The sequence below is a fragment of the Thermodesulfobacteriota bacterium genome (assembly GCA_040753795.1).
Lineage (GTDB): Bacteria > Desulfobacterota > Desulfobacteria > Desulfobacterales > Desulfosudaceae > JBFMDX01.
In genome coordinates, this window is the sequence record JBFMDX010000008.1 from 1 (window position 1) to 26,100 (window position 26,100).

A 26,100-nucleotide genomic window follows, 5' to 3' on the forward strand; every position below is an offset into this window, starting at 1 on the left:
GGGGGTTGAGGGGCCTGCCATCTGCCATCATCACCGTCGTCAGGAAAACACGCCATCAATAGCACAAACAGCGATTTTCATATTCATTGACTGAAGTCTTTTCTCCCCACCCTTCGGGTTTATGCTAACTAAACATTGATTATACATAATGTCAAGTGAAATATTATAATAAAAGTTTTTGTATTCGACGGGGGTAGGCAGCACTATCCCGCGGCCGGGGACGTATTATTGTTGGGGACGGGTTCTGCCGGCGGGACGGCAGAAAAACGGACGGATCACTCCATATTGACGATGATCGGAGAAGCGGGCAGCATGACGGAAATGGCGCCGGAGGCAGCGTTACGGCTGAAAAGACATCATGACGATTGTCAACCGGTCCTTTTTTTCAGGCCGGCCAGAAGTTCCGTCACCCGCTGTTGATTGTCCGGGGAGCCGATGTAGGACCGGAACAACCACTCCTGGGTTGTCATGGCGCCGTCCAGATCCTTGTTCATCAGCAGATGGGTCAGTTGTTTGGTTTCCACAAGGCATTGCCGGTCGTACCCGGCCATGATCCTGGCGATCGGCATAACAGACTGGAGGAGTTCTCCCCTGGGAAAAACGCGGCTGACATAACCCATGCGTTCAGCTTCCGCGGCATCGTAAATGCGGCCGGTAAAGGCCACTTCCTTGGCACGGCCCAGGCCGATGATCCGCCACAGGGGATCCATGATGGGCGGCAAAGACAGCGCCATTTCCCGCTGACCGAATTTAGCGTTTTCGGAGGCATAGCGGATGTCACACATCATGGTGAGGTCAAAACCGCCGGCGATGGCCGGTCCGCCGACCGCTGCTATCACCGGACGGCTGCAGAAAAGAATGGAGCGGTAAGCCCGGTGAAACAGGGCGATGAATCTTTCGTTGGACACTTTCTCCATCTGCCGGACCACGTCCAGATCAAAGCCGGCGGAAAACATTTTTTCTCCGCCGGTCAGGACAATTACATTGGCCTGGGGATCGGCATCCAGGGTGGTAAACAGCGCTGTCATCTCTGTCAGGACTTCCGGGGAAAGGGCGTTGCCCTTTTCCGGCCGGTTGATGGTGATGACCGCGACCCGCTCCTCGACCGCCATGGTGTGGTATTTCAGTTCCATAAATATTACCTGGTGTGTGTTGTTAGGCCTTGTCCGTTGCCGTTCAAGAGGACGGATTCAGGCGTTTCATCAGCGCCGGGGACAACAGCAGGATCAGGATCGTGCTCGGCGGTCCATTGATAGCAAAGACCGTTATTGAAAATGTATAGGCTACGGACGAAGTCGTATTAAGGGCCAGCGACGCTCTGACCGAGGGAACGGTCAGATAAAACAGCAGGTCGGCGACAGCCAGGCCGACCAACCCCCAGGCCGCCCATTTTTTCATGTTCCAGGCGCCGATACCGCAAAAAAACAGGGGGAGCATAAAAAGGGCGTACTTGTATCCCATCAGTGTCATCTGGTTGGCGGGCAGGGCCGGGGGCTCCGCGCCGAGCCAGATAAACGCTTTTAAAATAGCGAGCCAGCCGATGGCCCAGACGGGCCATGGATAATCAACCCGCATTCGTTGCGACAGCAACCTAACCTGTTGAGTTTTCATACAGCGCCTGCTCTCCCGTTCACCGGTGCCCGGTTCTCCGGTCTATCGCGTAACGGACCCGCCGGCTGGCGGCGGTCTGCCCGGCGATCAAAATTCAAGTTATTCCGCCCCGGCCGGTTTGGTCTGTTTATAGCAAAGTATACGAGGCTTGACAATGGTCCGGAAAATTCTTCTGCCGGCATGAGGCTGAATCGGACGTTGTCCCAATCAGCGGCCGCCGGGCCATGATCGCCCAAGGGCCGCCGGCATGCCTTCGCCCCGTCCGCGGCGGTGACCGGCTTCCAGTGGGGTCCGCACGCCTTTCCCGGGAGACAGATTCATAAGCAGCAGGGTAAAAATCATCAGCGGAAACGGCGCCACCTGGAAGACCTGTGCCGGGATCCTGGGAACCTGCGTTTGCAGGTAAACGCCGCCGACCTGAAGAAAAGCGAAGAAGTACGCGCCCATAGCCGCCCGAATGACTCCCCAGCGACCGAAGATAACCAGCGCCAGAACAATCCAGCCTACCCCTTCCGCCCCCTGGGGATGTCCCCATCCGGCCTTCACGCACAATGAGTAGGCCCCGCCGCCCAGACCCGCCAGCAGCCCGCCTCCCGCGGCGCAAACCAGACGGATGGGTGTTGGATTGAGCCCCCTGGCAAAAGCCGCTTCCGGGTGTTCTCCCGTAGCCCGCAGATTCAGCCCGAAAGGTGTTCTGCTGATCAGCCACCAGACCGTAATTGCCATGCTCAAACTCAAATAAACCACCGGATTCTGATCGAACAAAACCGGACCGATCAGGGGCAGGCCGGACAATCCGGGGATGGCCAGGTGCGATACCCGGGGGCCGGTGATACCGGAAAAAGGGGCGCCGAGAAAATAGGCCATATCCCGCGTCATCAGGGACAAAACAAAACCGGTCGCGATCTGGGATACGTTCAAATAGAGGGAAAAGACCGCCGCTACGGCAGCCACTCCGGCACCGATAAGGGCGCCCGCGATAAAACCGGCCAGCAGCGAGTCCGTCTGCACGGCGACGGCAAAAGCGCCCATGGCGCTAAACAGGATAGTGCCGTCCAGAGACAGATTGATGAACCCTGATTTTTCAGAGAGGGTCTCGCCGATCACGGCCAGCAAAATCGGGGTGGCGGAAAAGACCACGGCGGAAAAGAACAGGGTTACCGTCATACCGTCCATTCAGGCCCCCGTCTTTTCCGCCGGCGGCCGTAAACCGCCAGAGCGGTAAGAACCAGCGCGCCCTGGAGGATTCCCGACAGCGAGGAATCCAGGTGCATCACCAGGGGCAGTTGAACTCCGCCGACGTTCAACCCGGCAAACAGAAAAGCGACGACCGCCGCGGCGCCGATACGATGATCGGCCAGCATGACCACCAGCAGGGCCAGGTACCCGTAATTTCCGGAGATGGAGGGGATGAGGCAATGATACACCCCGGCCACCAGAACGGCGCCGGCCAACCCCGCGCATCCGCCGGAAATGGCCAAGGCTAACAGAAAATAACCGGACGGGTTCAGTCCCAGAACAAACGCGGCCCGCTGACTGCTTCTGACGGCCTGAAAATAGAGACCCAAATTGGTTCGCGTCAGGAGCAGAACCGTCAGGGCAAAAAGCATGACCGTTAGAAGAATGGCCGCTGGCGATATCCGGCCGGACAGCACCGTCGGCAGCCACAGGTCGGGGGAAAATATTTCCGTGCCGCTCATGGTCGCGACCCCGGGCCGCTTCCAGGGACCGAAAATCAGCCACAGCACGACGCCCTGGGCCACGAACGTCAGGCCCAGACCGCCGAAGATTTCGTTGACGCCGCCTTTGATTTTCAATATACCGGCCAGCATCGCCCACAGGGCGCCGCCGGCAGCCGCCGCCGCGAAGGCCAGCATCACCGTCAGAGCCGGTGAACCCCATACTATTGCCCAACGGAGAACAACCGTGCAGCAGACGGCCCCCCAGATCATCTGTCCTTCCACACCGATATTTAAAAGCCCCGCCCGAAACGGATAAATCAATCCGCAGGCGCATATCGCCAGGGGCACCCAGGTCCGGACAACAAAAAAAAATTTGCCGGTCGACCCCAGAGCGCCTTTGATGATATTGACGTAGCCCTCTATCGGCGAAGCGCCGGCCACCCATAGGAGCACCGCGCCGGCCAGAAGAGAGACGAGGCCAACCAGTCCTGGGCCGCTGATGATATGTCTCAATGTCCGCGGGTTTATCATTTTTGCGGAGGCTTCCTTTTAAAGGCGGCAGGGCCGATATCCCTATTTTTCCCGGACATCACTTTTCCCAAAGAATCCAAAACGCTCTCTTCTACCGGAAATATCGCCGCCAGTTTTCCTTCGTAAAACACGCCAATGCGATCGGCCATGGTCAGCATTTCATCCAGGTCGGACGAAGAGAAAACGACGGAGCCGCCCTTATCGCAGAAGGTTTGCAGCCTTGACCAGACCAGAGCGGCGGACTCCGGGTCCAGCCCCCGGGTGGGGTTGTCGAGCAGAAGAAGCGCCGTTTTTTCAGGGATCAGGGCCAGCAGCAGCCGCTGCTGGTTTCCTCCGGACAGGAACCGGGCGGGAGTGTCCGGCCGACCTTTGATCTGAAAATCAGCAATGGCCGCGGCGGCCCGGTTCAGTGCCGTGGTTGAGCGATTTGCAAAAGGAGGCGCCCCTTCGGCGACAAGGAAATGGTCGGCGATGGTCAGATCCGGAGCCAGGCCGTCATACAGCCGATCGGAGGGAATATAGCCGACGCCTTTTTGCCGCAGCGCATGGTAATCCCGGCCGGTGACATCCTCCCCGCGAAGGACGAATTTTCCGGCTTTGGCCGGCGTCAGGCCGGCGGACGCTTTCAGAAAGAGCTCCTGCCCGCTTCCATCCAGGCCGGCCAGCCCGATCACCTCTTTCTGTTTGACCGAAAAATCGGCAACGAAAAGCCCGGCCCGTCCGCCGGACGCCCGGATTCCGGAGGCGGAGAAGACAATCTCGCCTGTCTCCCGGAGCTTTCGCCGTTGTGGTGCCCGTCCTTCCCCGAACATCAGTTCCAGAAGCTGATCCTCTGAAAAAGGGCGATCCTGCGCTCCGATAACAGCGCCCTGCCGCAGGACCGTCACCTGGTCGCATAACTGCCGTATGTCGGAAAGTTTGTGGGATACCAGGACGACGCTGTTGCCCCGGCCGGATACAAATTTTTGCAGCGCCGCGATCAGGACGTCCTTCTGGTCTTCGGACAGTCCGGTGGTCGGTTCGTCCAGAATCAGCAGCCGGGTCCCCGCCGACAGCAGCCGGACCATGTCCGCCTGCTGTCTTTCCCCTACGGTAAGTAAAACCGTAGGATCATCGGGCCTTATAGAGAAGCCAAGATCACGGGCGGTTTTCAGGAATATCCGGGAGAAGGCTTTCCGGTTGAGCCGCAGGCCGGGTGTCCGTCCCAGCATGAAATTTTCCAGCGCGGAAAACGCCGGCACATCCAGAACATCCTGATGCAAAAGCCCGATGCCCCGGGCGGCCGCGTCCCGGGGCGATGAAAAGGAAACGGCTTTGCCGTCGATCCGGATATCGCCGCCGTCCTTACCGGTATATCCGGCCAGAATTCGCATTAAAGTAGTTTTACCGGCGCCGTTCTCACCCAGCAGACCGTGGATCCGGTTGGGCGCAATGGTCAGCGAGACGCCGTTGCTGGCCGGAACCGGCCCGAAATATTTTCTGATGTGGCACAGTTCAACTTTCATGAGGTTCCCGGCCGGCAAAGGATCATTGATCGCCGCCCGTTCCCGTCATTCCGGCCAGCAGTTTGCTGACGTACCATATCTGCCGGTCGGTGGCGATTTCACCGTCCTTGAGAAACACGGTGCCGTCCTGGTAGAGCAGCGGCCCCCGGAACAGTTCAATTTTTTTGTCAGCCAGTCCGGCGGAAAATTCATCCAGCGCCTTTTTCACCTCCGGCGCCATGGCCGGGCCCGGTTTAAAGCCGATGGCCCCGGTGTCCGGGTTGTTCATGTCCGTCCAGTCCGGGGACGACCAGATGAACCGGCTCTCCCACTGACCGGCCATGGACTGCCGGATCAGGTTGAGATAGTCCGGCCCCCAGTTGAAATAGGGAACACCCAGACAGACTTCCGGTCCGGTCTGACAGGCGTTGATATACTCATAAGGCATGGCCCAGACCATCCGCCCCTGATCCCGCTTCTGCCTGGCGACGGTGACCGCTTCGGTGGTATCCAGGCCGGAAACGATCACGTCATATCCCGTGTCATAGAAATTTCCGGCAACGGCCGTGGGGTCGGCGGTAACGCCGGGGATGTTAAACCAGAAACCGATCCAGGAGACCCGGAAACGGAACAGGTCCAGCGGCTTTTTTAAAATGTTTTCCCAGGCGTATTTCGCTCCCAGAAAACAGGCCACGGCCAGTCTCCGGGTCTCTTCGTTTTCCAGCGGCCCCAGATAGGCGATTTTCCCCGTCCGGGTGGTCAGCGCCGCCACGAACCCCGCCATCATTTTGGCGTATTCCATTTTTCCCATGAGATTGGTCAGGTTGGGCGGTGCCTTGCCGGTCAGCACATCGTCTCCGGAAACATGAATGAAATGGATGTCCGGATGGGCCAGGGCCGCCTGCCGGATGCCATCCTTCATGTCATCGGAGTTGGCGATAATCAGCCGGGCGCCCTTTTCGGCCAGGTCTTCCACCAGCTGGGGTACGGTCATGCCGGGACGGTCGGCCGGATTGACTTTATCAATGTAGAGCATGCGAGTGTTACCGGTTCTGGCTTCCACATATTTTCCAGCTTCGTAGTGGGACTGGCTCCAGCCGTGGTCGTTGTATGGCCCGACCAGCAGCATTCCAAAAACAAAAGGCTTTTCCGCGGCAGGCGCTGACGGGACAAATACAGCTGTCAGCAGTATCAACGCTGCGGCCAGGGCCGCTTTGCGGAAAGATGGCATGTTTTTCTCCTTGCTGATTGTCTGTTTGATACGATGTTCAGGCCAGCCGCAGCGCCCGGGGGGCGTGCCCCGGGGCGGCGACATAATTTTTGTTTTTTTCCCGGAACACGATCAGGCCTTCCAGATAATCCACTTTTTCCCGCGGATCCGGGAAGATGCCCAACAAGTACCACCGCAGCACGAACAGGTTCCAGTCGTGAGTCACGCAGACATCCACCTGGTCTGAAAGACGGCTGTCCGACAACCTCTCCTTCCAGAAGGCCATCATGGCCGCCGCGACCTGCCCGGGCGGCGTAATAACTTCCGACGGAATGTCGTTTTTGAACCATACCGTCAGAAAATCCGGCTGCCTGATATATTCCTCAAACAGCCGCAGGACATCCCGAACATAGAAGGGGGAGAGCGTGGCTTCAATCATATTATTGCTGGTAACGCCGCCGGCGGCCACGTGCCCCTTGTCCATCAGATAGGCCGTTTCAATGCACCGGCCGATGAAGCTGGAAAAGAAATTCAGACGCTTTTTCGGCGACAGGGTATGGCCCCACTGGTAAGACAGCTGCTTGCCTTCTTCGGTCAGGCCCATAAAAGGCTCGTTGATGGGATTGTCCGTGTCATAATGGCGCACGGAATGCCGCAACACGATCAGACACCGGTTATTTCCGTTACTTAAATATTTTTCGGCCAGCTGCCTGGTCTTCATCCCATAATCTTCCGTTTCGATTTTCATTCTCCAATTCCGTCTCATGCCGTTGGCGACATCTTTCGATTCGCTTTTCAGACGGTTTGCCTTGACTTAAAACCGCGATTCCCTCAATATGAACTTAAAGCCTGTTTCATCTGCAAATTAGAATAATTACAAGATTACCCCGAATGACTTCCTATCTCGACCAGATACCATCTTTCGTGGAAACAAGCAAATCCTTAAAGGACGTCATTATCACCAATATTATTATGACCGGCCAGATCCCGGCACCTACTTTTGCGGAAGAAAAACGGGCCAATATGCTTCTGGAAAGATTTTCCAGCGCGGGCGTTGACCGGTGCTGGCTGGACCCCCTCGGTAATCCTGTCGGGGTTATTCCCGGGACATCTCCGGACAAACCGCCGGTTTTTGTAGTGGCCCATCTGGATACCGCCGTGGACAGGGACGTGGATCATAATTATACGGTTACCAGCAACGCCATCGTGGGGTCGGGAATAACCGACAATTCCACCGGCGTGGGCGTACTGGCCTCCCTGCCGGACATCATCGCGGCCGCGGGGCTCTCTTTTGTGTCGGATATTGTTCTGGCCGGTGTCGTCCGGTCTCTCGGCGCCGGAAACCTGGCGGGCATGAAACATCTGGTCGGCAACTGGAAAACCCCCATCCGGGGGGCCATCATCCTGGAGGCATGCGAACTGGGCCGGCTCAGTTATTTTTCAGAAGGGCTGAACCGCTGCGAGATTGAATGCGCCCTGCCCCCCTCCCCTGGCGGCCGGCCGCGCGACACGGCCAACCCCATCCTGGTGCTCAATGAGGTCATCAACCAGATTCTGCGGCTTCGTCTTCCCCAGCGGCCGCGGTCCAGGATCGTCATGGGCAAAATAAGCGGGGGGTCCCGGCACGGAACGATCCCTGCCGATGCGGTCCTCGGCCTGGAAGTCCAGAGCGACTCACTTGAGGTGGTGCGATCCCTGTATACCGATATCCGGGATATCGTCAACGGCGTGGCGCATGAACTTCAGGCCGGGCTGAAGCTGAAAAGCATCAGCGAACAGGCGCCTGCCCGGCTCAAGTTCAGTCATCCCCTGGTCAAATCCGCCGCGGCGGTGATGAAAAAACTGCGACTGGAACCGGTTACCATGCCCAGCGAATCCGAACTGTCCGTGTTTCTTTCCCGTCATATTCCGGCCATTACGCTCGGCCTGACCCATGGCGCCGACGCCTATCTACCGGAGCAGGCCCGGGTCAGGATCAGTCCCCTCTTCAAGGGGATCGCCCAGGTCGTCGGCGTCATGGCCGCCATGGACAGCGGGGTGTGCGATGGCTAAACCCTGGATCGAAACCCATACCTTTCATCATTCGGCCTTTTCGGATCTGTCCCGGCTGATGGCGGCCAAGCAAAAGCGCCGCCTCTCGGTTTCCCTGTGTTTTCCCACCCTGAACGAGGAAGCCACCATCGCCAAGGAAATTGTCATGATGAAATCCGATCTGATGACGCGCCACCGGCTGGTGGATGAAATCGTGGTCATCGATTCCGGTTCGACGGACAACACCATGGAAATCGCCGCCCAATACGGGGCCGGCGTCTTCCGGGCGGATGATATTCTGCCCCAGCTGGAAAAGTTCCGGGGCAAGGGGGAAAACCTGTGGAAAGCGCTGTATGTCACTCGCGGGGATATCCTGGTGTACATCGACGCGGACATCAAAAATATCCACCCCCGGTTTGTTTACGGCCTCCTGGGGCCGCTGATTCAGCATCAGGACATTAAATTTACCAAGGCCTTTTACGACCGATCCATCGCCCTGGATCACAACCGGGTTCTTCCCGGCGGCGGCGGCCGCGTGACGGAACTGGTGGTCCGCCCGCTTTTTTCCCTGTTTTTCCCGGAACTGGCCCAGATTTTTCAGCCCCTTTCCGGAGAGTACGCCGGGTTCCGGGAAATTTTTGAAAATATCCCTTTTCCCATCGGTTATGGCGTTGAAACCAGCATGATACTTGATATATATAGAAAGTGGGGCCTGAACGTCATGGCCCAGGTCGATATGGACAGGCGGGTCCATACCAATCAGGACACCCGGGCGCTGGGGAAAATGGCCTTTGTGATTTTGAAAACTTTTTTTAACCGCCTGGAAAAGATGGAGAGAATTGAGCTGGCCCGGGAACTGTTTCATGAAATGATCCGGTTTGACCGGAGAGCGGGTGAGTATGTCGCGGACCTGTTTGCCGTAAAAATGTCGGAGCGCCCGCCCATGATGGAAATCGAGGCATACCGGAACCGGCTCTTGAAGGAATAAGACAGGAATAAGAGATGCAGCGGACACTGACCGACACGCACAACCGGAGTTTGAACTATCTGAGGGTTTCGATCACGGATCGCTGCAACCTGAACTGCATATACTGCCGCCCTGCGGGAACCTTTAATCTGCTTTCTCATGACGATATCCTGACCTACGAGGAAACTCTCCGGATCATCCGGACCGGCGTGGACCTGGGCATCACCAAAATCAGGATCACCGGCGGCGAACCGCTGGTCAGAAAAGGAGTCTGCGGTTTTATCGGCCAGGTCGCCGCTCTTCCCGGCATCACGGACATGGCGATGACGTCCAACGGCGTCTTTCTGAAGGAAAACCTGTCCGCGCTCAAGGCCGCCGGCATCCACCGGCTCAACATCAGCCTGGACACCCTTGACCCGGAAAAGTTTAAGACCATCACCGGGCGGGATGCGCTTGCCGCCGTCTGGGAAAGTATCATGACCGCCCTGGACCAGGGCTTTTCTCCGGTCAAGGTCAATGCCGTGGCCATGAGAGGAATCAACGACGATGAATTGCCCGCCCTGGCCGCGCTGTCCCTGGATCTGCCCCTGCATATGCGGTTTATTGAGTATATGCCGTCGGAACGGGAAACCCTGAAGGCCGATGTCCAGATCCTTACCGCCGAGATAAAGCGACGGGTAGCCGTCGGCGGCGAACTGATCCCGGTCGAACGCACCGGATCAGGGGACACGGCCGAGCGGTTCCGCTTTCCCGGCGCCCGGGGAGAAGTGGGCTTTATCAGCCCCATCAGCCGGCATTTCTGCCGGACATGCAACCGCTTGAGACTGACCGCCGACGGCCGGCTGAAGCCGTGCCTGTTTTCCGATATCGCAGTGGACCTGAAAACCCCTCTGCGGCAGGGCGCCAGCGACGACGATCTGGCCGGTCTTTTCCGTCAGGCGGTATTGAAAAAACCGGGATACTCCCACAATGAAGCCGGCAAAAACAACGCCCTGACGCAGGTGATGTCCGCCATCGGCGGTTGAGAAACGATGCAGCCAATTTATTCTCTTCTTCAGCAGGCGGCCCGGGAAATCGCCGCCGCCTGTCCGGAACCCGAATTTTACCGGGTTTTTTCCCTTTCCGTGATCCGGTCCCGGGAGATGTTCCGGGACAACCCGATGATCCGTGACCTGTCCCGGTTTGTCCGGGAGGAAACCCGCAGCAACCTGGGCCACGGACTGGGGCACGCGGAAAAGGTCGCCCTGGACGCCGGCGTCATCGCGGCCGTGGAGGGGACCCGGGCCAGTCTTCCGGACCGGCAGGTGGGGCGGCTGGTGCTCATGGCTCATTGCGCCGGGCTGCTGCACGACATCCGCCGCCGGCACCGCCAGCACGCCATCATCGGCGCCGAAGCGGCTCGGGAAAAGCTGAAACGGGATCATCTGCTGGACGAAGACAGTATCGACTGCGTGGTGTTTGCCATCCGCAACCATGAGGCCTTCAAGGACGTTCAGTCGCCTCAATCCGTTGAACAGGACATTATTGCCGGCAGCCTGTACGATGCCGACAAGTTCCGCTGGGGGCCGGACAACTTCACGCACACCGTCTGGAAGATGATCGCGGCCGCCCCCGTTCCCCTGCCGCCTTCGCGGTTTTTCAGCCTTTATCCCGGCGCCCTGGAATACATCGCCACCATCAAAGCCACGTTTCGCACCTCCGTGGGAAAAGAATACGGCCCGCAGTTTATCGATATCGGACTGGAGATCGGCCGGCGGCTGCTGGAAACAATCCAGTCTAAATACAAGGACTGCCTGTCAGATAACCGGTAACATTATCGTAACCCTTCCGGTGGGCAAAAGATTTGCATTTTCCTTTGCGTGCTGTTAGGGAAATGAGCGTAACGGTTTTAACTTTTTTTAGAATGGAGAGAACCCATGACCATTCTGCTTCTCATCCTGGGTTTTGTTCTGCTGGTTGGGGGCGCGGAAATGCTTGTCCGCGGCGCCTCCGGCATCGCCATTGCCATGAAGATTCCGGCCCTGATCATCGGCCTGACGGTGGTGGCGTACGGAACCAGCGCGCCGGAACTGGCTGTAAGCGTTTTTTCGGGTTTCAGCGGCCAGGCGGACATCGCCCTTGGTAATGTGGTCGGCAGCAATATCGCCAACATCCTGCTGATTCTCGGCCTGTCGGCCCTGATCGCCCCACTGGCGGTTTCCAGCCAGCTGGTCCGCTTTGACGTTCCAGTCATGATCGGGATTTCCATTCTGACCTTTGTCATGGCCATGGACGGCAAGCTCGGACGGCTGGACGGCGCCGTTCTTTTTGCCGGCGCCATCGCCTATACGGTTATCCTTATCCGCATGGGGCGCAGGGAGGGACTTTCGCAAGCGGACAATGAGGATGGGTCGGACGCAGCGGCGGATTCCTCCTCCCGATGGATGCGCAACGTTCTCTATGTTCTCACCGGGCTGGGACTTCTGGTTCTGGGCTCGCACTGGCTGGTTACCGGCGCTACGGCGGCTGCCCGGTATCTGGGCGTCAGTGAACTGGTGATCGGGCTCACCCTGGTCGCGCTGGGCACCTCCCTGCCGGAACTGGCCACGTCCGTCGTCGCCAGCATCCGCGGTCAGCGGGACATTTCGGTGGGCAACGTGATAGGCAGCAATATTTTCAACATCCTTTTCGTGCTGGGTCTGTCAAGCCTGGTATCTCCCGCGGGCATCCCGGTATCACCGACGGCCCTGCGGTTCGACATTCCGGTCATGATCGCCGTGGCGGTGGCCTGTCTGCCCGTTTTTTTCACGGGGTCTAGCATTTCCCGCGGAAACGGCCTGCTTTTCCTGTTTTATTACGTGGCCTACATTCTTTACCTCTTTCTGGCCGCGTCCCAGCATTCGGCCCTGGACGCCTTTGACCGGGCAATGACCTATTTCATATTTCCGCTGACTGCCGTCACCCTCGCCATCCTGGCCTGGCGTGAGATGAAAAGCGCAAAATAAGGTTTTCCCATGCGGCCCTGGTGGTCCTTATCCACGGATGAACTCTGCGCCACAATGCGGACGGACTGCGCCTGCGGACTGTCGACGGCGGAAGCGCGGGAACGCCTGGCAAGCAGCGGCAGAAACGAGCTGGCCGTTGAGAAAAGAAAAAGCGCCCTGGGGCTTCTGGCCTCCCAGTTCACCGGGTTTATCGTCTGGGTCCTGGTCGGAGCGGCGGTGGTGTCCGGGCTCCTGCGGGAATGGGTCGACGCCCTGGCCATCATCGGAATCGTCATCCTCAACGGGATTCTGGGCTTTATCCAGGAGTATCGGGCCGAAAAAGCCATGTCGGCCCTGAAGAAACTGGCCGCCCCCTCCTCGAAAGTGATTCGTGAGGGCAAGCCGGCGGTTATCCCTTCGACCGAACTGGTGCCCGGAGATCTTCTGGAGCTTGAGTCCGGCGACATGGTCCCGGCGGACGCCCGGCTGATTTATGTCACCTGCAATTTCAGCACCCGGGAAGCCAGCCTGACCGGCGAATCAACGCCGGTTGCCAAAACCGCTCTTCCGGTATCGCAGGAAACCCTTCCTCTGGCCGACCGGGCCAACATGGTTTTTATGGGCACTTCGGCCGCCGCCGGAAAAGCCAGAGCCATCGTGGTGGAAACCGGGCCGCGCACGGAACTGGGCCGGGTGGCGGGGCTGATCGCCAGCATGGAAGATGAATCCACGCCCCTGCAGAAAAGGCTGGCGGCGTTCGGGCACTGGATCGTTTATTTCTGCTTTTTCCTGGTTTTTCTGGTCTTCGGCCTGGAGCTGCTGCGCGGCGGAAACCCCCTGGACATGTTTCTTACCGCGGTCAGCCTGGCGGTGGCGGCCATTCCCGAAGGGCTGCCGGCGGTGGTGACCATCGCCCTGGCCCTGGGCGTGCAGCGGATGGTCAAACGGAACGCCCTGATCCGGAAGCTGCCTTCGGTGGAAACCCTGGGGTGCACGACCGTCATCTGCTCCGACAAGACCGGCACCCTGACCAGAAACGAAATGACCGTGCAGCGAATTTTTGCCGGAAACACGATCGTTGCCGTCAGCGGCCTGGGTTACGATCCGGCAGGCGAGTTCTTCACGGCGGAAGGCCGGCGGCTGGGGATAGCGGATCTGCCGGAGGCGCGGAAGGCGATTCTCTGCGGGGTTCTGTGCAACGGCGCCGCCCTGACCAATGAAAATGGCCGATATGCCGTCATCGGTGATCCCACGGAAGGGGCGCTGCTGACCCTTGGCGGAAAAGCCGGATTATGCAAGCAAGCGCTGGAGGCTGAATATCCTTTTGTCGCCGAGATCCCTTTCGATTCTGAGCGGCGGATGATGACCATGATGCGACGGCACGGGCAGTCAACGGTCGCCTGGGTCAAGGGGGCGCCGGAGGCAATGCTGGCCGCCTGCACCCGTATCGAGCAAGGGGGACGGGTGGTGCCGCTGACCGACGGAGAAAAATCCCGGATTCTGGAGGTCAATGCCGGCTTTGCCGGTGAGGCGTTGCGGGTTCTGGCGGTTGGCTGGCGCGATCTGGAACCGTCTCCGGCGGCTGGTGAGTCCGCCGCCGTGGAAACGGACCTGGTTTTTGCCGGACTGCTGGCCATGATCGATCCGCCGCGGGAAGAAGCCGGGAGAGCCGTTCAGGCGTGTGCCTCGGCCGGCATCCGCACGGTGATGATCACCGGCGACCATAAGCATACCGCCCTGGCCATTGCCCGCCGGCTGGGCATAGCCGCCACGGATTCGCAGGGCCTGAGCGGCGATGACCTGGACGGTCTTTCCGACCCGGAACTCGATCGGTATACGCAACGGATCTCGGTTTACGCCCGGGTGTCGCCGGAACATAAATTGCGGATTGTCCGTTCGCTGAGAAGTCAGGGGCAGGTGGTGGCCATGACCGGAGACGGCGTCAACGACGCCCCGGCGGTCAAGGAGGCGGATATCGGGGTGGCCATGGGCATCACCGGCACGGATGTGACCAAGGAAGTCGCGGACATGATCATCACCGACGATAACTTCGCCTCCATTGTCGCGGCCGTGGAAGAGGGCCGGGGCATCTACGACAACATCCGCAAATTCATCCATTACCTCCTTTCCTGCAACATCGGCGAGATCCTGGTGATGTTTGTCGCCGCCCTGTTCGGTTGGCCGGTTCCCCTTCTGCCGGTGCAGATCCTCTGGGTCAATCTGGTTACAGACGGCCTTCCGGCCCTGGCCCTGGGCATGGAGCCCATTGATCCGGATATTATGAAGCAGAAACCGCGACCGGGAAACGAACCGGTGGCGACCCGTTCAGCCGTATTGCAAATGCTGGCGCAGGGGGCGTTTATCGCCCTGTGCGGTCTGGGTGCCTTCGGCTTTGTCCTTTATATCGAGCAGGGAAGCATTGACCGGGCCCGGACCGCGGCCTTTATTGTGCTGGCCTGCAGCCAGCTGTTTCATGCCTTTAACTGCCGCAGCCGGGACAAGTCCCTGTTCCGGATGGGGGTTTTTTCAAACCGGACCCTGATCCTTGCCAACGGCATATCCTTCCTGCTTCAGCTGGGCGTTGTTTATCTCCCCTTTCTGCAGCACATTTTTCGAACCACCCCCCTGACCCTTTCCGACTGGGCCATGATCATCATGGTTTCGTCTTTCCCTCTCTGGGCCGTGGAGATGGTCAAGCTGGCCCGACGACGGACGGCCATCAAGCAATCCGGGATCGCGCCGACGCCATAGCCCGATGACTTTCCCATTATCGCTCATCAGCCAGATCCAGTCCTGAACCGTCATCCATTGATATTTTCTATAGCCAACCATAGAAAAATTGAAATTATGTATTTGACGAAAGAAAGGGTTTGCTGGAAAGTGAGGCCCTGTGCGGCAGGACATTTCGCGGGTTACCATGACAAAAGGAAAGGGAAAGGACAAAGATGGAGAAGAAGAATATACCGTATCTTTTTTTGGCGCTGGCTTTCGCTATCCTGATCACCAGCGGGTGCGATAGCTCCAGCAGCAGCCACTCAAAAAACCCGACGGTCACCCCGTCCGAACCCCTGACCGGGGATGTATCCCTGTTTCCCAACGCCGGTCTGCTGGCTTCGGCCGAAGAATTGCTGGCCAAACGCGCCGTCAGCAAGGACCCGATCATCATCGATACCCGCGCGACCCAGGCCTATGCCGCCGGCCATATCCCCGGCGCCATCAACCTCCAGTGGGGCGATTTTTCCGTCTGGGACGGGTCGGCCACGGACGGAACCCTGCTGCCCCGGGCCGAGCTGGAAGCCGCCCTGGGCGCGGCCGGGCTGACGCGCGACACCGATATTGTTGTATATGACGACACCACCGCTTCCTGGGGATCGGCCGGACGTTTTTTCTGGATGCTGGAATACATGGGCAACACCCATGTCCGTATCCTCAATGGCGGCTGGGACAAGTGGGCCGCCGACGGGCTTCCGACGGAAACCACAATCAACAACCTGCCGGCGGCGCAATTCAATGCCAGTGTCAACGCCGGCGTTCTGGCTGACAAGGAAGATATCGCGGCCAGGCGCGGCGATGGTGATTTTTTGCTGGTAGACACGCGGACCGACGAGGAGTTCAACGGCTGGCAGCTTTACGGTGAGGCCCGGGGCGGGCACATTACCGGCGCGGTTCATCTGCCTTATGAATGGCTCTACAATTCCGACAAGAGTATTTTGAGTTACGCGAATTTAAAATCACTGTTCGACGAGCGGGGCATCACCGCCGACAAGGAGGTGGTCGGCTACTGCACCGCCGGCATTCGCAGCGGCTTTCTGTATTTCCTGGGCCGTCTGATGGGATTTACCCGGGTCGCCAATTACGATGCTTCCATCTGGGACTGGGCCGCCGCCGATGAGGCCGCCTATCCCATGGACAGGCTTGAAAACTACCAGGCCCTGGTTTATCCGGCATGGGTGAAAGCGCTGATTGATTATCATGCGTCGGGCAGTTCCACCTCCCCGCCCCCCGGGTACGGATATGATCGCAACCATCGCTATCTCATTTTTGAAACCCAGTGGGGCAGTTTTGAAGACATGGCCAAGGGGTGGGCGGACGATTCCTATTTGAAAGGCCATATTCCCGGTGCGTTTCATTCCAATTCCGACACGTATGAAAACGGCTATCCGAGGTGGTTTTTGCTTCCGGAAGCCGAATTGAAAGCAGCCGTCGGGGGCATGGGGATTACGGCCGATACGACGGTCGTCGTTTACAGCAACAGCCCCATATTCGCCGCACGATTGTGGTGGATTTTAAAATATGCCGGTGTGCAGGACGTGCGCTTCTTAAACGGCGGCATAGCGGCCTGGGAAGCGGCCGGATACGCCACGGAAACCGCAATCAACGAGCCGACTGCCGTGACCTACACCGGCACGCTTCAAGCGGAGATGATTGCGAGCACGGCGCAGGTTGAGGAGGTCTATAATAATGAGGGCACGATTCTGGCGGATGTGCGCACTTACCCGGAATACACCGGGGACACCAGCGGCTATAGTTATGTGGTTCAAAAAGGCCGAATTCCGGGCGCCGTGTATGCATTTAATGCGGACACCCCGGACCTTGAGTATCTCGATGCGGACGGCTCGCTGAAAAACTTCGCGGACGTGAGACGGATGTGGGAAGAGATCGGCATCGAATCTTCAGACAGCAACACCTTCGAAAAAGATGTCATTTTTTATTGCGGCAGCGGTTACCGGTCCAGTTTAAGTTTTTTGTATGCCTACCTGATGGGCTATGAAAATATCCGGAATTACTCGGACGGCTGGGAAGGCTGGAGTACCGACTATATTGAAGATGCCTCCTACACGGCGCCGGAAGACCTTCCCGGTGCTACGGACGGCTGGATCCAGGATCCATCCGGTCGACCCGTCGCCTTTGGTGTCTATCCCGAATATGACTTCGATGGATATCCAAATGTCAATCGGCTTGTTAATGCAAAATGGATTAAAACCGTGTTGATGGATAACGACAATTTTGGAAAACCCTACACCATAGTGTTTACATCCTGGTATCCCCGTTGGGAAACAAATGAGATATCCACGACCGGTGCAGGGCTTCCCTTTGCCACGGAAGGACACATCCCCGGCGCCGTATTCCTGGACACCTATTCGGTGGAAACCGGACCGACTTCAGAGTATGGTGACGGGTATGCGGATCCGAGCCATTCGTATGTCAAATCACTCCCCGTTCTGCAGGATTTTTTTGCAGGCATGGGAATTACCAAGGATAAAACGGTTGTCGTTTATGCGGATGACGATATTTCAATGATGACGGCCGGGCGTATTGCATGGGCGTTACTATACGCCGGGGTAGCGGATGTCCGCATTCTTAACGGAAGTTACAAAGCCTGGACGGAAGCCGGATACCCGGTTGAAACAGGCCCCACCTCATGGACCCCGGTGGTAAGTTTCGGCGAGTCTTCGGGGCGCCCGGAATTTCTCGCCACCACCGAAGATGTCCGAAACGTGATCAATGGAACGGACACCGATTCAGTCGTCGTCGACGACCGGGAGTGGACGGAATTCACCGGCCAATCCAATTCCTATTACTGGTGGTTTGAAGAATATGGCCGTATTCCGACCGCCAAATGGATAGGCGACTGGGTTGATGTCGTAAGTGAGGATCACCAGTCCTTTATTTCTTTTAAAGATGCGGAAAACAACTGGACACGGGATGGATTTACACCGGATAAAAAAATGTATTTCTACTGCGGCGGGGGCGCCAGGTCGGCCATGTATACCTTTTACGCCTATATGATGGGATGGCCGGCCGCAAACTATGAAGGCGGGTGGTACCTCTGGTCGACTGATGATTCAAACCCAAGGGAAACCGGAATTCCAGAATAACCGTTCCGTTTGCAGCGGTAGAAACCCTTCGTGACCCGTGCATACGACTATCGCATGCAAGGATGATAGAAACACATAGACAGGAGGGCGGCCCTCCTTATTGGATCATCTCGTGCAGGTCTTTTCCGATGGCCAGCAGAAACCCCAGGGGAAAAAGCAGCAGAAACGGCAGGGCGCCCCAGGTCTGACGTTCCATGGCCCAAGCCAGGGGGGCAATAGTGTAGACCAGCAGGATCAGGTTGACAAGGAGCGGGATCGGTATCACGGGCGATGATTCCCGGACAACGGTTTGTTTCCGGCGTGATTTTTCCACCAGTCCCAGTTTGGGCGTCCGGTTGAAATATCCACCCCTTGCGAAAAGGCCTTCGACAACGGACAATGACAGTGCCGGCGCCAGCCCGATGCTGAAGGCCGGAAGAATCGGCAGCATCAGCAGCAGGCTTTTCTGCCGGGAAAAAAAGGCAAAGCAGCAATAGTAAGCCAGAAAAGCCCCTCCGGACAGCAGAAACACCGGCACATCCACGGTCAGGATCTGCCAGGGCCCGATACCCACCCGAAAGACGATCAAAGGGAAAAGCGTCAGGGTGGCGATAAATCCAAACAGCCAGCAGAAATTGGCCAGCAGGTGCACAGCCGCTTCAATTTTGACGGAAACAGGCAGCCGGGAGAAAAACAGGACCGGCAGAATCTTCCGGGCGGTCTGAATGGACCCCTTGCTCCAGCGCTGCTGCTGGCCCCGGAACCCGGACAGGGTGACCGGCAGCTCCGACGGCACCACCACCGAATCCAGATATACGAACCGCCATCCGGCCATTTGCGCGCGGTAGCTCAAATCCAGGTCCTCGGTGACCGTGTCGGCCTGCCAGCCGCCCGAGGATTCAATGGCTTCTTTCCGCCAGACGCCGGCAGTGCCGTTAAAATTGAAGAAAAGACCGCGGCGATGGCGGACGTTATGCTCGATGTAAAAGTGGGGGGAAAGCAGCAGGGCCTGGATCCGGGTCAGCCAGGAATAGCCGGCGTTGAGAAAGCCCCATCGCGTCTGCACCAGGCCCACTCCCGGATCGGCAAAACAGGGGATGGTTTTCTCCAGAAAATCCGGTGGCGGGATGAAATCCGCGTCGAACACGGCGATAAATTGTCCCCGGGCCGACCGCAGGCCGTTGGCCAGGGCGCCGGCTTTATAACCCCGGCGCGACGGCCGGCGGATGACCCGGACGGCATGCCCCCGGTCCCTCCAGAAGGCGGCCCGTTCGTTCACGATATCTTTTGTCTCATCGGTGGAATCATCCAGCACCTGAATGTCGATCCGCGCGGCCGGCCAGGCGATTCTCGCTACGGCATCGATCAGCCGGGCGGCCACCCGGCTTTCGTTGTACAGCGGCAGTTGAACGGTCACCCGGGGCGGATGGTTAAGCAGGGCCGAGACGCAGGGATATTCTCCGGTGGTCTTCGGCCAGCACGCCAGAAGCCAGAGCCGGTGACATCCGAACAATACCAGGCCGGCCATGCAGACAATGTGCAGCGCCACGCCGATATGAATAAGGATATCCATCATGGACAATGGAATTAACATGATTGATGAGGACGGTCCAAGGGAATTATGGCCTATCGAAATAATGTATGGATGAAGAAATTCGGATAGATAATATCGATTTGACAGGGTGCGGGCCGGCATCTTATCAATAAATTTTGTTTAATGAAAAAAAGGGGATAAAGTGACAAAGCAGACGACGGTCCGCCTGGAAAACCGCGACCATGATCTTTCTTTGCGGCCGGCACTCCAGGAATGCCTGCGGTATATCGGGAAGGTGTGTATCGACTGTCCCAAGTGCCGGGAAGAATGCGCTTTTCTTAAAAAGTACGGTACCCCGCTTGAAATCGCCACCAGCCATGACCCGTCCGATCCCAGATGGCTGATGCTGGCCTATGAATGCAGCCTGTGCGGTCTCTGCGCCGCCGTCTGCCCGATGGCCCTGCGGCCGGAAGAGATGTTCCTGGAAATGAGGCGGGAGGCGGTGAATCGCGGTATCGCTCCGCTGCCCGAACACCGGGCTTTATTGTCTTACGAGCGGCGGGGTGTCTCCAGGCGCTTTTCCTGGTACGCCCTTCCCCCGTCCTGTCATACGGTTTTTTTCCCCGGCTGCGCCCTGCCCGGCACCCGGCCGGACCAGACCATCCGGATTTACGAGCATTTAAAAAAGTCCGATCCCGCCCTGGGCGTGGTGCTGGACTGCTGCTGCTGCCCCTCCCATGACCTGGGCCGGGCCGACTTCTTCTCGGCCATGTTCGACGAAATGAAGTCGTTTCTGGTCGACCATGGCATCAAACGGGTCATCACCGCCTGTCCGAACTGTCACCGGATGTTCCGGCTGCATGGCGCACCCCTGGAGGCAATGACGGTTTATGAAACGCTGATTCAAAATGGAGTACCGGAAACCGGCGCCACCGGCGGTGATTTTTCCGTGTCCATTCATGACCCCTGCGGGGTGAGGCAGGAAAAGGAAGTACATGCGGCGGTGAGAAGGCTGGCCGCTGAAAAAGGATTTTCGATCGTAGAAATGGTTCATGCCGGAGAGAAAACCCTCTGTTGCGGCGAGGGAGGCAACGCCGGGGCCGTGGCGCCTGAGTTTGCCGATGCCTGGGCCGGGCGCCGCCGGAAAGAGGCCGGCGGCCGGGTCCTGCTGACCTATTGCGCCGGATGCGCCCCCCGGCTAACCGGCCGGACTCCGGTCTTTCATATCCTGGACGCGGTTCTGGAGCCGCGAGCGGTTGTTTCCGGGAAAGTCAAAACATCCCGCTCGCCGATGACCTATATCAACCGTCTCCGCCTTAAACGATATCTGCAAAAGCAGAACCCGGGAGGGGTCGTTCGGGAACGGACCTGGTCCGCTGATCCGCCGGCAAAGGCTAAAAGCCGGGGGCGGATTGGACTTCTGCTTTTACTGGCGGCGCTGATCGGCGTGGGGCATGCCGCCGGGGGTATCCGGGTCCTAGATCCGGAATTCCTGCGTCAGTGGGTCCAGTCCTGGGGCGTTTTCGCTCCTGTGCTATATATCCTGATTTATACCATAGCGCCGGTTCTGTTTCTGCCCGGTCTTCCCATCACCATCGCCGGCGGCATCATCTTCGGTCCGGTTTGGGGCGTGGTCTATACCATTATCGGCGCCACCGCCGGCGCCTGCGCGGCTTTTCTGGTCGCCCGTTACGCGGCCGGTGACTGGGTCCGGCGGCGGCTGACCAGCCCCCGATGGAAAAGGCTGGACGAAGGGGCCTCCCGGCATGGCTGGAAAATCGTCGCCTTTACCCGGCTCATCCCCGTCTTTCCCTTCAATATGCTCAATTACGCCTTCGGACTTACCGCCATTCCTTTTGCCCACTATGCCGCCGCATCGTTTATATGCATGCTGCCCGGCTGCATCGCCTTTATAGTTTTTTCAAGCTCCCTGCCGGACCTGATTCGGGGCAGGATATCGCCGACCTTCGCCCTCGGGCTTGTTCTGATCGGGGCGCTGATGCTGCTGCCCATTCTATATCGATATGCGCGATCAAAAAATCATCATAAACAGGAAATCAGGCAGGTAGATTCCACAAAAGCTACAAGGAGAAATCAGAAATGTCGATCAAACAACTTATGAAAACATCTTTTTTGCAGGCGCTGATTGTATTGTGCGTATCAGGAACGGTTTTCGCCGGGGCCTGGACCCGGGACAAGGGCGGGTTTTATGCCCAGCTCACGGGCAATCACTATGCGGCGGATGAATATTTCGATGAAGACGGGGACAAGGAAAACTTTCCTTTTGACGGCGAGTTTACGGACAAAAACGCCGGCTTGTATATGGAATATGGCCTGCGTGACGATCTGACCGTAGTCGGCTCGTGGTCCTACAAATGGCTGGAGTATGAAGATGATGTAATCGTCAACAAGACCGACGGATGGTCGGATCTGGAGCTGGGCCTGAAATACCGCCTGCTGACCACGGGACATGGCGGCGTTTTTTCCGCCCAGGCCCTGGTGAAAATTCCCGAGGCCTATGACGAGGACGATGCCGTCCCTCTGGGCAACTGCCAGTACGACTATGAAGCCCGGGTCCTTTACGGGCAGTCCCTGTATCCCCACTTCCCCGGTTATGTCAACGCCGAACTCGGGTACCGGTTCCGCGCCGAGGATCCGGCCGATGAATTGAAGTATCTGATCGAAGCCGGCGTGGATTTTACCAAAACGCTGTACGGCCGCGTCAAGCTGGACGGCATCCTCGGCATGGATAACGCGGAGAAAGGGTCCGGCGACAACACCAATCCCAGCGCCACCAATGATTATGACCTGGGCAAGCCGGAGGCGGTGCTGGGGTGGAAGTTTATGAAAGACTGGGGCCTGGAGCTGGGGTATCGCCCGGAAATCTACGGTAAAAACATCAGCGCCGGAGAAAACGTTTCGCTGGCGCTGATTTATCAGCGATAGCCTCTATAGCAGGCCGGCCGGGTGATAAGCCCGGCCGCCAGAGCGCCGGCCGGAGCCGCCATAATCAGAAAAGGGATAAAATCGCTTTCAATCCACTGTCCGGTCATTGCGTATAAGATGACCACCCGGTAAGAGAGAAAAATCGACCAGGACAGGACAATCCCGGCGGGTCCGGCGGCAAAGGGGAGGAAGGCGACCAGGTAGAGGCCATACCAGGGATGAAGGGTGGGGTTCAGAAAAAGGAACAAGACGGCGGTGGCGTAAAAGCAATGGAACACATCCCTGGCATGAGCAGGAGATGTCCGGCGCGCAAGCTGGATGCGCCGGAAATAGATCGCCCCCATGGCGGCCACAAAAGTTCCGGCAATGATCAGCCTGGCCGTGTTCCCTGATCCCGTCGCCGACCGCAGCCGGCGGAAAACAAACCCGGAAAATTCCCAATTGGCCACGTATACGGACAGGGTGTAAAATGCGTTTTGAACTTCCGGCCAGAAAAGACCGATCATGACCGCGACGGCGGTCAGAAAGCCAAGTCCGGCATATCTTCTATTGTTTGAAGTCGTCAGCGGCAAGAGGCCCGGCGCAAAGATCAGGGGCGTCCATTTGGTTAAAACCGCCAGGGCAAAACAAACACCGGCGGTCCATCCGGCCAATCCCGGCCGGGTAAAAACAGTCGCTTGCTTTCCGGTTTTCACCGGGTCAAACGAAGAAGGCCGTTCGGGAACTGATTCCGCCAGAAGGAAAAAGAGGGCCAGAAACGTCAAGGCAACGGCAGCGGCGTCAATGTGTCCGGAGGCGGCAATCTCCATGACCGGCAGGGGATGCCAGGCATAGATGACGGCGTTGTTGCGGGGAAGACGGAGCCGGTCAAGCAGTTTAAGGATCAGGGCGCAACCGGCCAGATCGACCAGAACCATTGCCAGTTTCATGCCGCCAACATTCCCCAAGACCGCGCCGAAGGCAAACACGAACTGGGCGGCAGGCGGGTAAATGGTGGGCAGCTCGGCGTGATTGACGCGGCCGGCCAGAGCCGACAACGCCGGCATTGCGGTTGCCGCGTCGGCCGGAGCCAGGGCATAAGGGTTGCGGCCATTGACGAGGATCAGGCCGTCAAACAGGTACCGGTAAATGTCGTCCGACAACTCCGGCGCTCGCCACAGGAACAGGCCGCGCAGAACGGCGGCCATCAGCAGGATAAAACCGTCCGACCATTGGTTTTCAATGGACGGGGCCAGGAATAAAATCAAGGACAGGAGAATGACGATGACGGCGGTAAACCCGATCCACTCCGGGACGGCCAGCCTCAAATCCGGCGCGGCCGCAATGGGCAGATATAAAAGGAAGATGGCCAGCGGCGGGACAGTCCGGCGCCATTGGCCGCATCCGGTAAAACGCATGGTTTTTTCCGTTTTATGCTTTCTGTTTCTTATTTTATTTGCCGGCATATCGCCGGCCGCGGACATTGCCCTGATGGAAGCGTCCACCCTGCGTCAAGTCCCTTCGGCCTGGGCGGTTCTGGACGCCCGGCCTGAAAAAGAGTGGCAAGCCGGCCATCTTCCCGGGGCCCGGTCTTTTTCCTGGGAGAACTATACCAGAACCGATGACAAAGGGGTACAGTATCGGACCCTGCCGCCGGCGGACCTGGCCGCGGCCCTGGGAAAGATGGGGATAGACGAGAATACGCCGGTGGCGGTTTACGGCGATGCCGACACCAGTTGGGGCGGGGAGGGATGGGCCTGCTGGGCTCTTGTCTGGCTCGGGCACAAGGGGCCGGTGCGACTGGTCAATGGCGGCATCCAGGCCTGGCGCGCCAACGGCTTTCCCGTTAAGAAAGGTGACGAGTTGCCCAACGACGTTCCCAAGACCTATCATTTTCAGATTCAGCCTTCGGTCAATACCAGTGCCGGTGATATCCGTAATAAATTACCGTCGTCGCAACTGGTAGATACCCGCTCAACGCGGGAGTGGATCATGGGCCATATCCCGTCCGCGACGCATATTCCCTGGGAAAAGTTTTATGCCGGCAAAGACCGTCGACCCGTCAGCGCCGCCGAGGTCAGAGACCTGCTCATAAAGTACGGCGTTGATCCCGGCCGGCCGGTGGTTTATTATTGCACCGGCGGCATTCGGTCGGGATATGCCTGGCTGGTTCATCACCTGGCCGGTTTACCCGAAGCAACAAACTTTGAAGGCGGCACGGAGGAGTGGTACAAATGATGACATCAACCGGAAAGGACGGCACATATTTGGAAGTAGAAAGGGCAAGACATGAAGATCGATGACCTGGAAAAAAAATCAAGAGACGGGTTGAGCTTCACTAAAGATGAACTGACAGAGATGCTCGCCTGGCCGCCGGGTTCTCCGGAATCCTACCGGATCATGGCCGAAGCCAAGCGGATATCCAGGGAGCTGTCCGGCAACCGGGCGGAAGTCCACGCCCAATTTGCCTTGAATCTTGCCCCCTGCCCCTGCAATTGTTTGTTTTGTTCTTTTGCCCAGAGCAATGGCGTGTTTAAAGATGAAACCCGGATCAGCGTGGCAACGGCCGTTGCCTATGCCCGTCAATTCGAAACCGACGGCGCCAATGCCGTTTACGTCATGACCACGGCCCATTATCCGTTTTCCGAATTCCTGGACATTTCCCGGGAGATCCGGCGGCATCTCAAACCGGAAACCATGATGATCGCCAATGTCGGCGACCAGTCCCTGGAGAACGCCCGGAAGTTAAAAGAAGCCGGGTATACCGGGGTTTATCATGCCCGGCGGTTACGGGAAGGAAAAGACACGGGGCTGAATCCAACGGCCAGGATTGAAAGCCTGCGAAATTTTAAGGAAGCCGGACTGGTGGTCGGCACTTGCGTGGAGCCGGTGGGACCCGAACATTCCAACGAAGAACTGGCCGATATGATACTGTTTACCGCTTCTCTTAACCCGGCCTTCAGCGGCGCCGCCCGGCGGATATCCATTCCGGGCACGAAAATAGCCGAACGGGGCATGATTACCGAACTGCGCATGGCCCAGATCGTGGCGGTCACCCGCCTGGGCATGCCCCGGACCGTGGCCGGTAACTGCACCCATGAGCCCTGCACCCTCGGTGGGCTGGCCGGGGCCAATCTGTTCTGGGCGGAGGTCGGCGCCAACCCCCGCGATACCGAGGAAAAAACCGAAGAGGGCCGGGGCGAAACCGTGGCCGGCTGCCGGAAGATTTTTGAAGAATGCGATTGGGGCACCAGTCAGGGCCCGTCCCGGTTTTTCAGCGACAAGGTGCCGGGTGGTGCTTGAT

General features: G+C 58.2%; 20 protein-coding genes. 11 read left to right on the forward strand and 9 right to left on the reverse strand.

Going from position 1 to position 26,100, the window contains the following annotated elements; genetic code table 11:
- Window positions 1–368 precede the first annotated feature (368 nt).
- The 7 genes from AB1724_10935 to AB1724_10965 form a co-directional block, all read right to left on the reverse strand.
- Window positions 369–1,133, reverse strand: coding sequence for an enoyl-CoA hydratase/isomerase family protein (locus AB1724_10935; protein MEW6078319.1), 765 nt, complete (start codon window positions 1,131–1,133; stop codon window positions 369–371).
- A 43-nt stretch (window positions 1,134–1,176) separates the two neighbouring features.
- On the reverse strand, window positions 1,177–1,611 hold the full coding sequence (locus AB1724_10940; GenBank protein ID MEW6078320.1) for a hypothetical protein: 435 nt from the start codon (window positions 1,609–1,611) through the stop codon (window positions 1,177–1,179).
- 207 nt (window positions 1,612–1,818) lie between these two features.
- On the reverse strand, window positions 1,819–2,787 hold the full coding sequence (locus tag AB1724_10945; GenBank protein ID MEW6078321.1) for an ABC transporter permease: 969 nt from the start codon (window positions 2,785–2,787) through the stop codon (window positions 1,819–1,821).
- The gene (locus tag AB1724_10950; protein MEW6078322.1) at window positions 2,775–3,824 is read right to left on the reverse strand and encodes an ABC transporter permease; all 1,050 of its coding nucleotides are present in this window, start codon (window positions 3,822–3,824) and stop codon (window positions 2,775–2,777) included. Before AB1724_10950 ends, AB1724_10945 begins: the two co-directional genes overlap by 13 nt.
- On the reverse strand, window positions 3,821–5,329 hold the full coding sequence (locus tag AB1724_10955; protein ID MEW6078323.1) for an ATP-binding cassette domain-containing protein: 1,509 nt from the start codon (window positions 5,327–5,329) through the stop codon (window positions 3,821–3,823). The genes AB1724_10950 and AB1724_10955 overlap by 4 nt, the downstream gene beginning before the upstream one ends.
- 22 nt (window positions 5,330–5,351) lie before the next feature.
- Window positions 5,352–6,539 (reverse strand): BMP family ABC transporter substrate-binding protein, encoded by a 1,188-nt coding sequence (locus AB1724_10960; GenBank protein ID MEW6078324.1) that lies wholly within the window; start codon window positions 6,537–6,539, stop codon window positions 5,352–5,354.
- 37 nt (window positions 6,540–6,576) lie between these two features.
- Complete coding sequence (locus AB1724_10965) at window positions 6,577–7,239, reverse strand: hypothetical protein (GenBank protein MEW6078325.1); 663 nt, start codon at window positions 7,237–7,239, stop codon at window positions 6,577–6,579.
- Between the two features lie 170 nt (window positions 7,240–7,409).
- Between AB1724_10965 and AB1724_10970 the strand changes: the two genes are divergently transcribed.
- From AB1724_10970 to AB1724_11000, 7 genes are all read left to right on the forward strand, one after another.
- On the forward strand, window positions 7,410–8,570 hold the full coding sequence (locus AB1724_10970; GenBank protein ID MEW6078326.1) for a peptidase dimerization domain-containing protein: 1,161 nt from the start codon (window positions 7,410–7,412) through the stop codon (window positions 8,568–8,570).
- The gene (locus AB1724_10975) at window positions 8,563–9,537 is read left to right on the forward strand and encodes a glucosyl-3-phosphoglycerate synthase (GenBank protein ID MEW6078327.1); all 975 of its coding nucleotides are present in this window, start codon (window positions 8,563–8,565) and stop codon (window positions 9,535–9,537) included. Before AB1724_10970 ends, AB1724_10975 begins: the two co-directional genes overlap by 8 nt.
- A 14-nt stretch (window positions 9,538–9,551) precedes the next feature.
- Window positions 9,552–10,541 (forward strand): GTP 3',8-cyclase MoaA, encoded by a 990-nt coding sequence (gene moaA, locus AB1724_10980; GenBank protein ID MEW6078328.1) that lies wholly within the window; start codon window positions 9,552–9,554, stop codon window positions 10,539–10,541.
- A 6-nt stretch (window positions 10,542–10,547) separates the two neighbouring features.
- Window positions 10,548–11,327, forward strand: coding sequence for a hypothetical protein (locus AB1724_10985; GenBank protein ID MEW6078329.1), 780 nt, complete (start codon window positions 10,548–10,550; stop codon window positions 11,325–11,327).
- A gap of 105 nt (window positions 11,328–11,432) precedes the next feature.
- On the forward strand, window positions 11,433–12,500 hold the full coding sequence (locus tag AB1724_10990; GenBank protein MEW6078330.1) for a calcium/sodium antiporter: 1,068 nt from the start codon (window positions 11,433–11,435) through the stop codon (window positions 12,498–12,500).
- A gap of 9 nt (window positions 12,501–12,509) precedes the next feature.
- Complete coding sequence (locus tag AB1724_10995; protein ID MEW6078331.1) at window positions 12,510–15,230, forward strand: calcium-translocating P-type ATPase, SERCA-type; 2,721 nt, start codon at window positions 12,510–12,512, stop codon at window positions 15,228–15,230.
- Between the two features lie 194 nt (window positions 15,231–15,424).
- On the forward strand, window positions 15,425–18,358 hold the full coding sequence (locus AB1724_11000) for a rhodanese-like domain-containing protein (protein ID MEW6078332.1): 2,934 nt from the start codon (window positions 15,425–15,427) through the stop codon (window positions 18,356–18,358).
- Window positions 18,359–18,455: 97 nt separating this feature from the next.
- Here AB1724_11000 and AB1724_11005 read toward each other — a convergent pair whose 3' ends face one another.
- Window positions 18,456–19,931, reverse strand: coding sequence for a glycosyltransferase (locus tag AB1724_11005; GenBank protein ID MEW6078333.1), 1,476 nt, complete (start codon window positions 19,929–19,931; stop codon window positions 18,456–18,458).
- 142 nt (window positions 19,932–20,073) lie between these two features.
- Between AB1724_11005 and AB1724_11010 the strand changes: the two genes are divergently transcribed.
- Window positions 20,074–21,993: a VTT domain-containing protein gene (locus AB1724_11010; protein ID MEW6078334.1), complete on the forward strand. Its 1,920-nt coding sequence runs from the start codon at window positions 20,074–20,076 to the stop codon at window positions 21,991–21,993.
- The gene (locus AB1724_11015) at window positions 21,972–22,817 is read left to right on the forward strand and encodes a hypothetical protein (protein MEW6078335.1); all 846 of its coding nucleotides are present in this window, start codon (window positions 21,972–21,974) and stop codon (window positions 22,815–22,817) included. Before AB1724_11010 ends, AB1724_11015 begins: the two co-directional genes overlap by 22 nt.
- On the opposite strand, the gene AB1724_11020 is transcribed toward AB1724_11015, so the two are convergent.
- Window positions 22,808–24,214 (reverse strand): glycosyltransferase 87 family protein, encoded by a 1,407-nt coding sequence (locus AB1724_11020; protein MEW6078336.1) that lies wholly within the window; start codon window positions 24,212–24,214, stop codon window positions 22,808–22,810. The genes AB1724_11015 and AB1724_11020 overlap by 10 nt on opposite strands.
- Here AB1724_11020 and AB1724_11025 point away from each other — a divergent pair.
- Both AB1724_11025 and AB1724_11030 read left to right on the forward strand, forming a co-directional pair.
- Window positions 24,213–25,034 carry a rhodanese-like domain-containing protein gene (locus AB1724_11025; GenBank protein ID MEW6078337.1) on the forward strand — a complete coding sequence of 274 codons (822 nt, stop codon included), beginning with the start codon at window positions 24,213–24,215 and terminating at the stop codon, window positions 25,032–25,034. The two genes, AB1724_11020 and AB1724_11025, sit on opposite strands and share 2 nt — an antisense overlap.
- Window positions 25,035–25,085: 51 nt before the next feature.
- Window positions 25,086–26,099, forward strand: coding sequence for a radical SAM protein (locus AB1724_11030; GenBank protein MEW6078338.1), 1,014 nt, complete (start codon window positions 25,086–25,088; stop codon window positions 26,097–26,099).
- Window position 26,100: the final 1 nt, after the last annotated feature.

What these genes read in the sequence shown, in the direction of transcription:
- AB1724_10935 (MEW6078319.1), bottom strand. Translation starts at nt 1,133, where the DNA reads ATGGAACTGAAATACCACACCATGGCGGTCGAGGAGCGGGTCGCGGTC.
- AB1724_10940 (MEW6078320.1), bottom strand. Translation starts at nt 1,611, where the DNA reads ATGAAAACTCAACAGGTTAGGTTGCTGTCGCAACGAATGCGGGTTGAT.
- AB1724_10945 (MEW6078321.1), bottom strand. Translation starts at nt 2,787, where the DNA reads ATGGACGGTATGACGGTAACCCTGTTCTTTTCCGCCGTGGTCTTTTCC.
- AB1724_10950 (MEW6078322.1), bottom strand. Translation starts at nt 3,824, where the DNA reads ATGATAAACCCGCGGACATTGAGACATATCATCAGCGGCCCAGGACTG.
- AB1724_10955 (MEW6078323.1), bottom strand. Translation starts at nt 5,329, where the DNA reads ATGAAAGTTGAACTGTGCCACATCAGAAAATATTTCGGGCCGGTTCCG.
- AB1724_10960 (MEW6078324.1), bottom strand. Translation starts at nt 6,539, where the DNA reads ATGCCATCTTTCCGCAAAGCGGCCCTGGCCGCAGCGTTGATACTGCTG.
- AB1724_10965 (MEW6078325.1), bottom strand. Translation starts at nt 7,239, where the DNA reads ATGAAGACCAGGCAGCTGGCCGAAAAATATTTAAGTAACGGAAATAAC.
- AB1724_10970 (MEW6078326.1), top strand. Translation starts at nt 7,410, where the DNA reads ATGACTTCCTATCTCGACCAGATACCATCTTTCGTGGAAACAAGCAAA.
- AB1724_10975 (MEW6078327.1), top strand. Translation starts at nt 8,563, where the DNA reads ATGGCTAAACCCTGGATCGAAACCCATACCTTTCATCATTCGGCCTTT.
- moaA (MEW6078328.1), top strand. Translation starts at nt 9,552, where the DNA reads ATGCAGCGGACACTGACCGACACGCACAACCGGAGTTTGAACTATCTG.
- AB1724_10985 (MEW6078329.1), top strand. Translation starts at nt 10,548, where the DNA reads ATGCAGCCAATTTATTCTCTTCTTCAGCAGGCGGCCCGGGAAATCGCC.
- AB1724_10990 (MEW6078330.1), top strand. Translation starts at nt 11,433, where the DNA reads ATGACCATTCTGCTTCTCATCCTGGGTTTTGTTCTGCTGGTTGGGGGC.
- AB1724_10995 (MEW6078331.1), top strand. Translation starts at nt 12,510, where the DNA reads ATGCGGCCCTGGTGGTCCTTATCCACGGATGAACTCTGCGCCACAATG.
- AB1724_11000 (MEW6078332.1), top strand. Translation starts at nt 15,425, where the DNA reads ATGGAGAAGAAGAATATACCGTATCTTTTTTTGGCGCTGGCTTTCGCT.
- AB1724_11005 (MEW6078333.1), bottom strand. Translation starts at nt 19,931, where the DNA reads ATGTTAATTCCATTGTCCATGATGGATATCCTTATTCATATCGGCGTG.
- AB1724_11015 (MEW6078335.1), top strand. Translation starts at nt 21,972, where the DNA reads ATGTCGATCAAACAACTTATGAAAACATCTTTTTTGCAGGCGCTGATT.
- AB1724_11025 (MEW6078337.1), top strand. Translation starts at nt 24,213, where the DNA reads ATGGTTTTTTCCGTTTTATGCTTTCTGTTTCTTATTTTATTTGCCGGC.
- AB1724_11020 (MEW6078336.1), bottom strand. Translation starts at nt 24,214, where the DNA reads ATGCGTTTTACCGGATGCGGCCAATGGCGCCGGACTGTCCCGCCGCTG.
- AB1724_11030 (MEW6078338.1), top strand. Translation starts at nt 25,086, where the DNA reads ATGAAGATCGATGACCTGGAAAAAAAATCAAGAGACGGGTTGAGCTTC.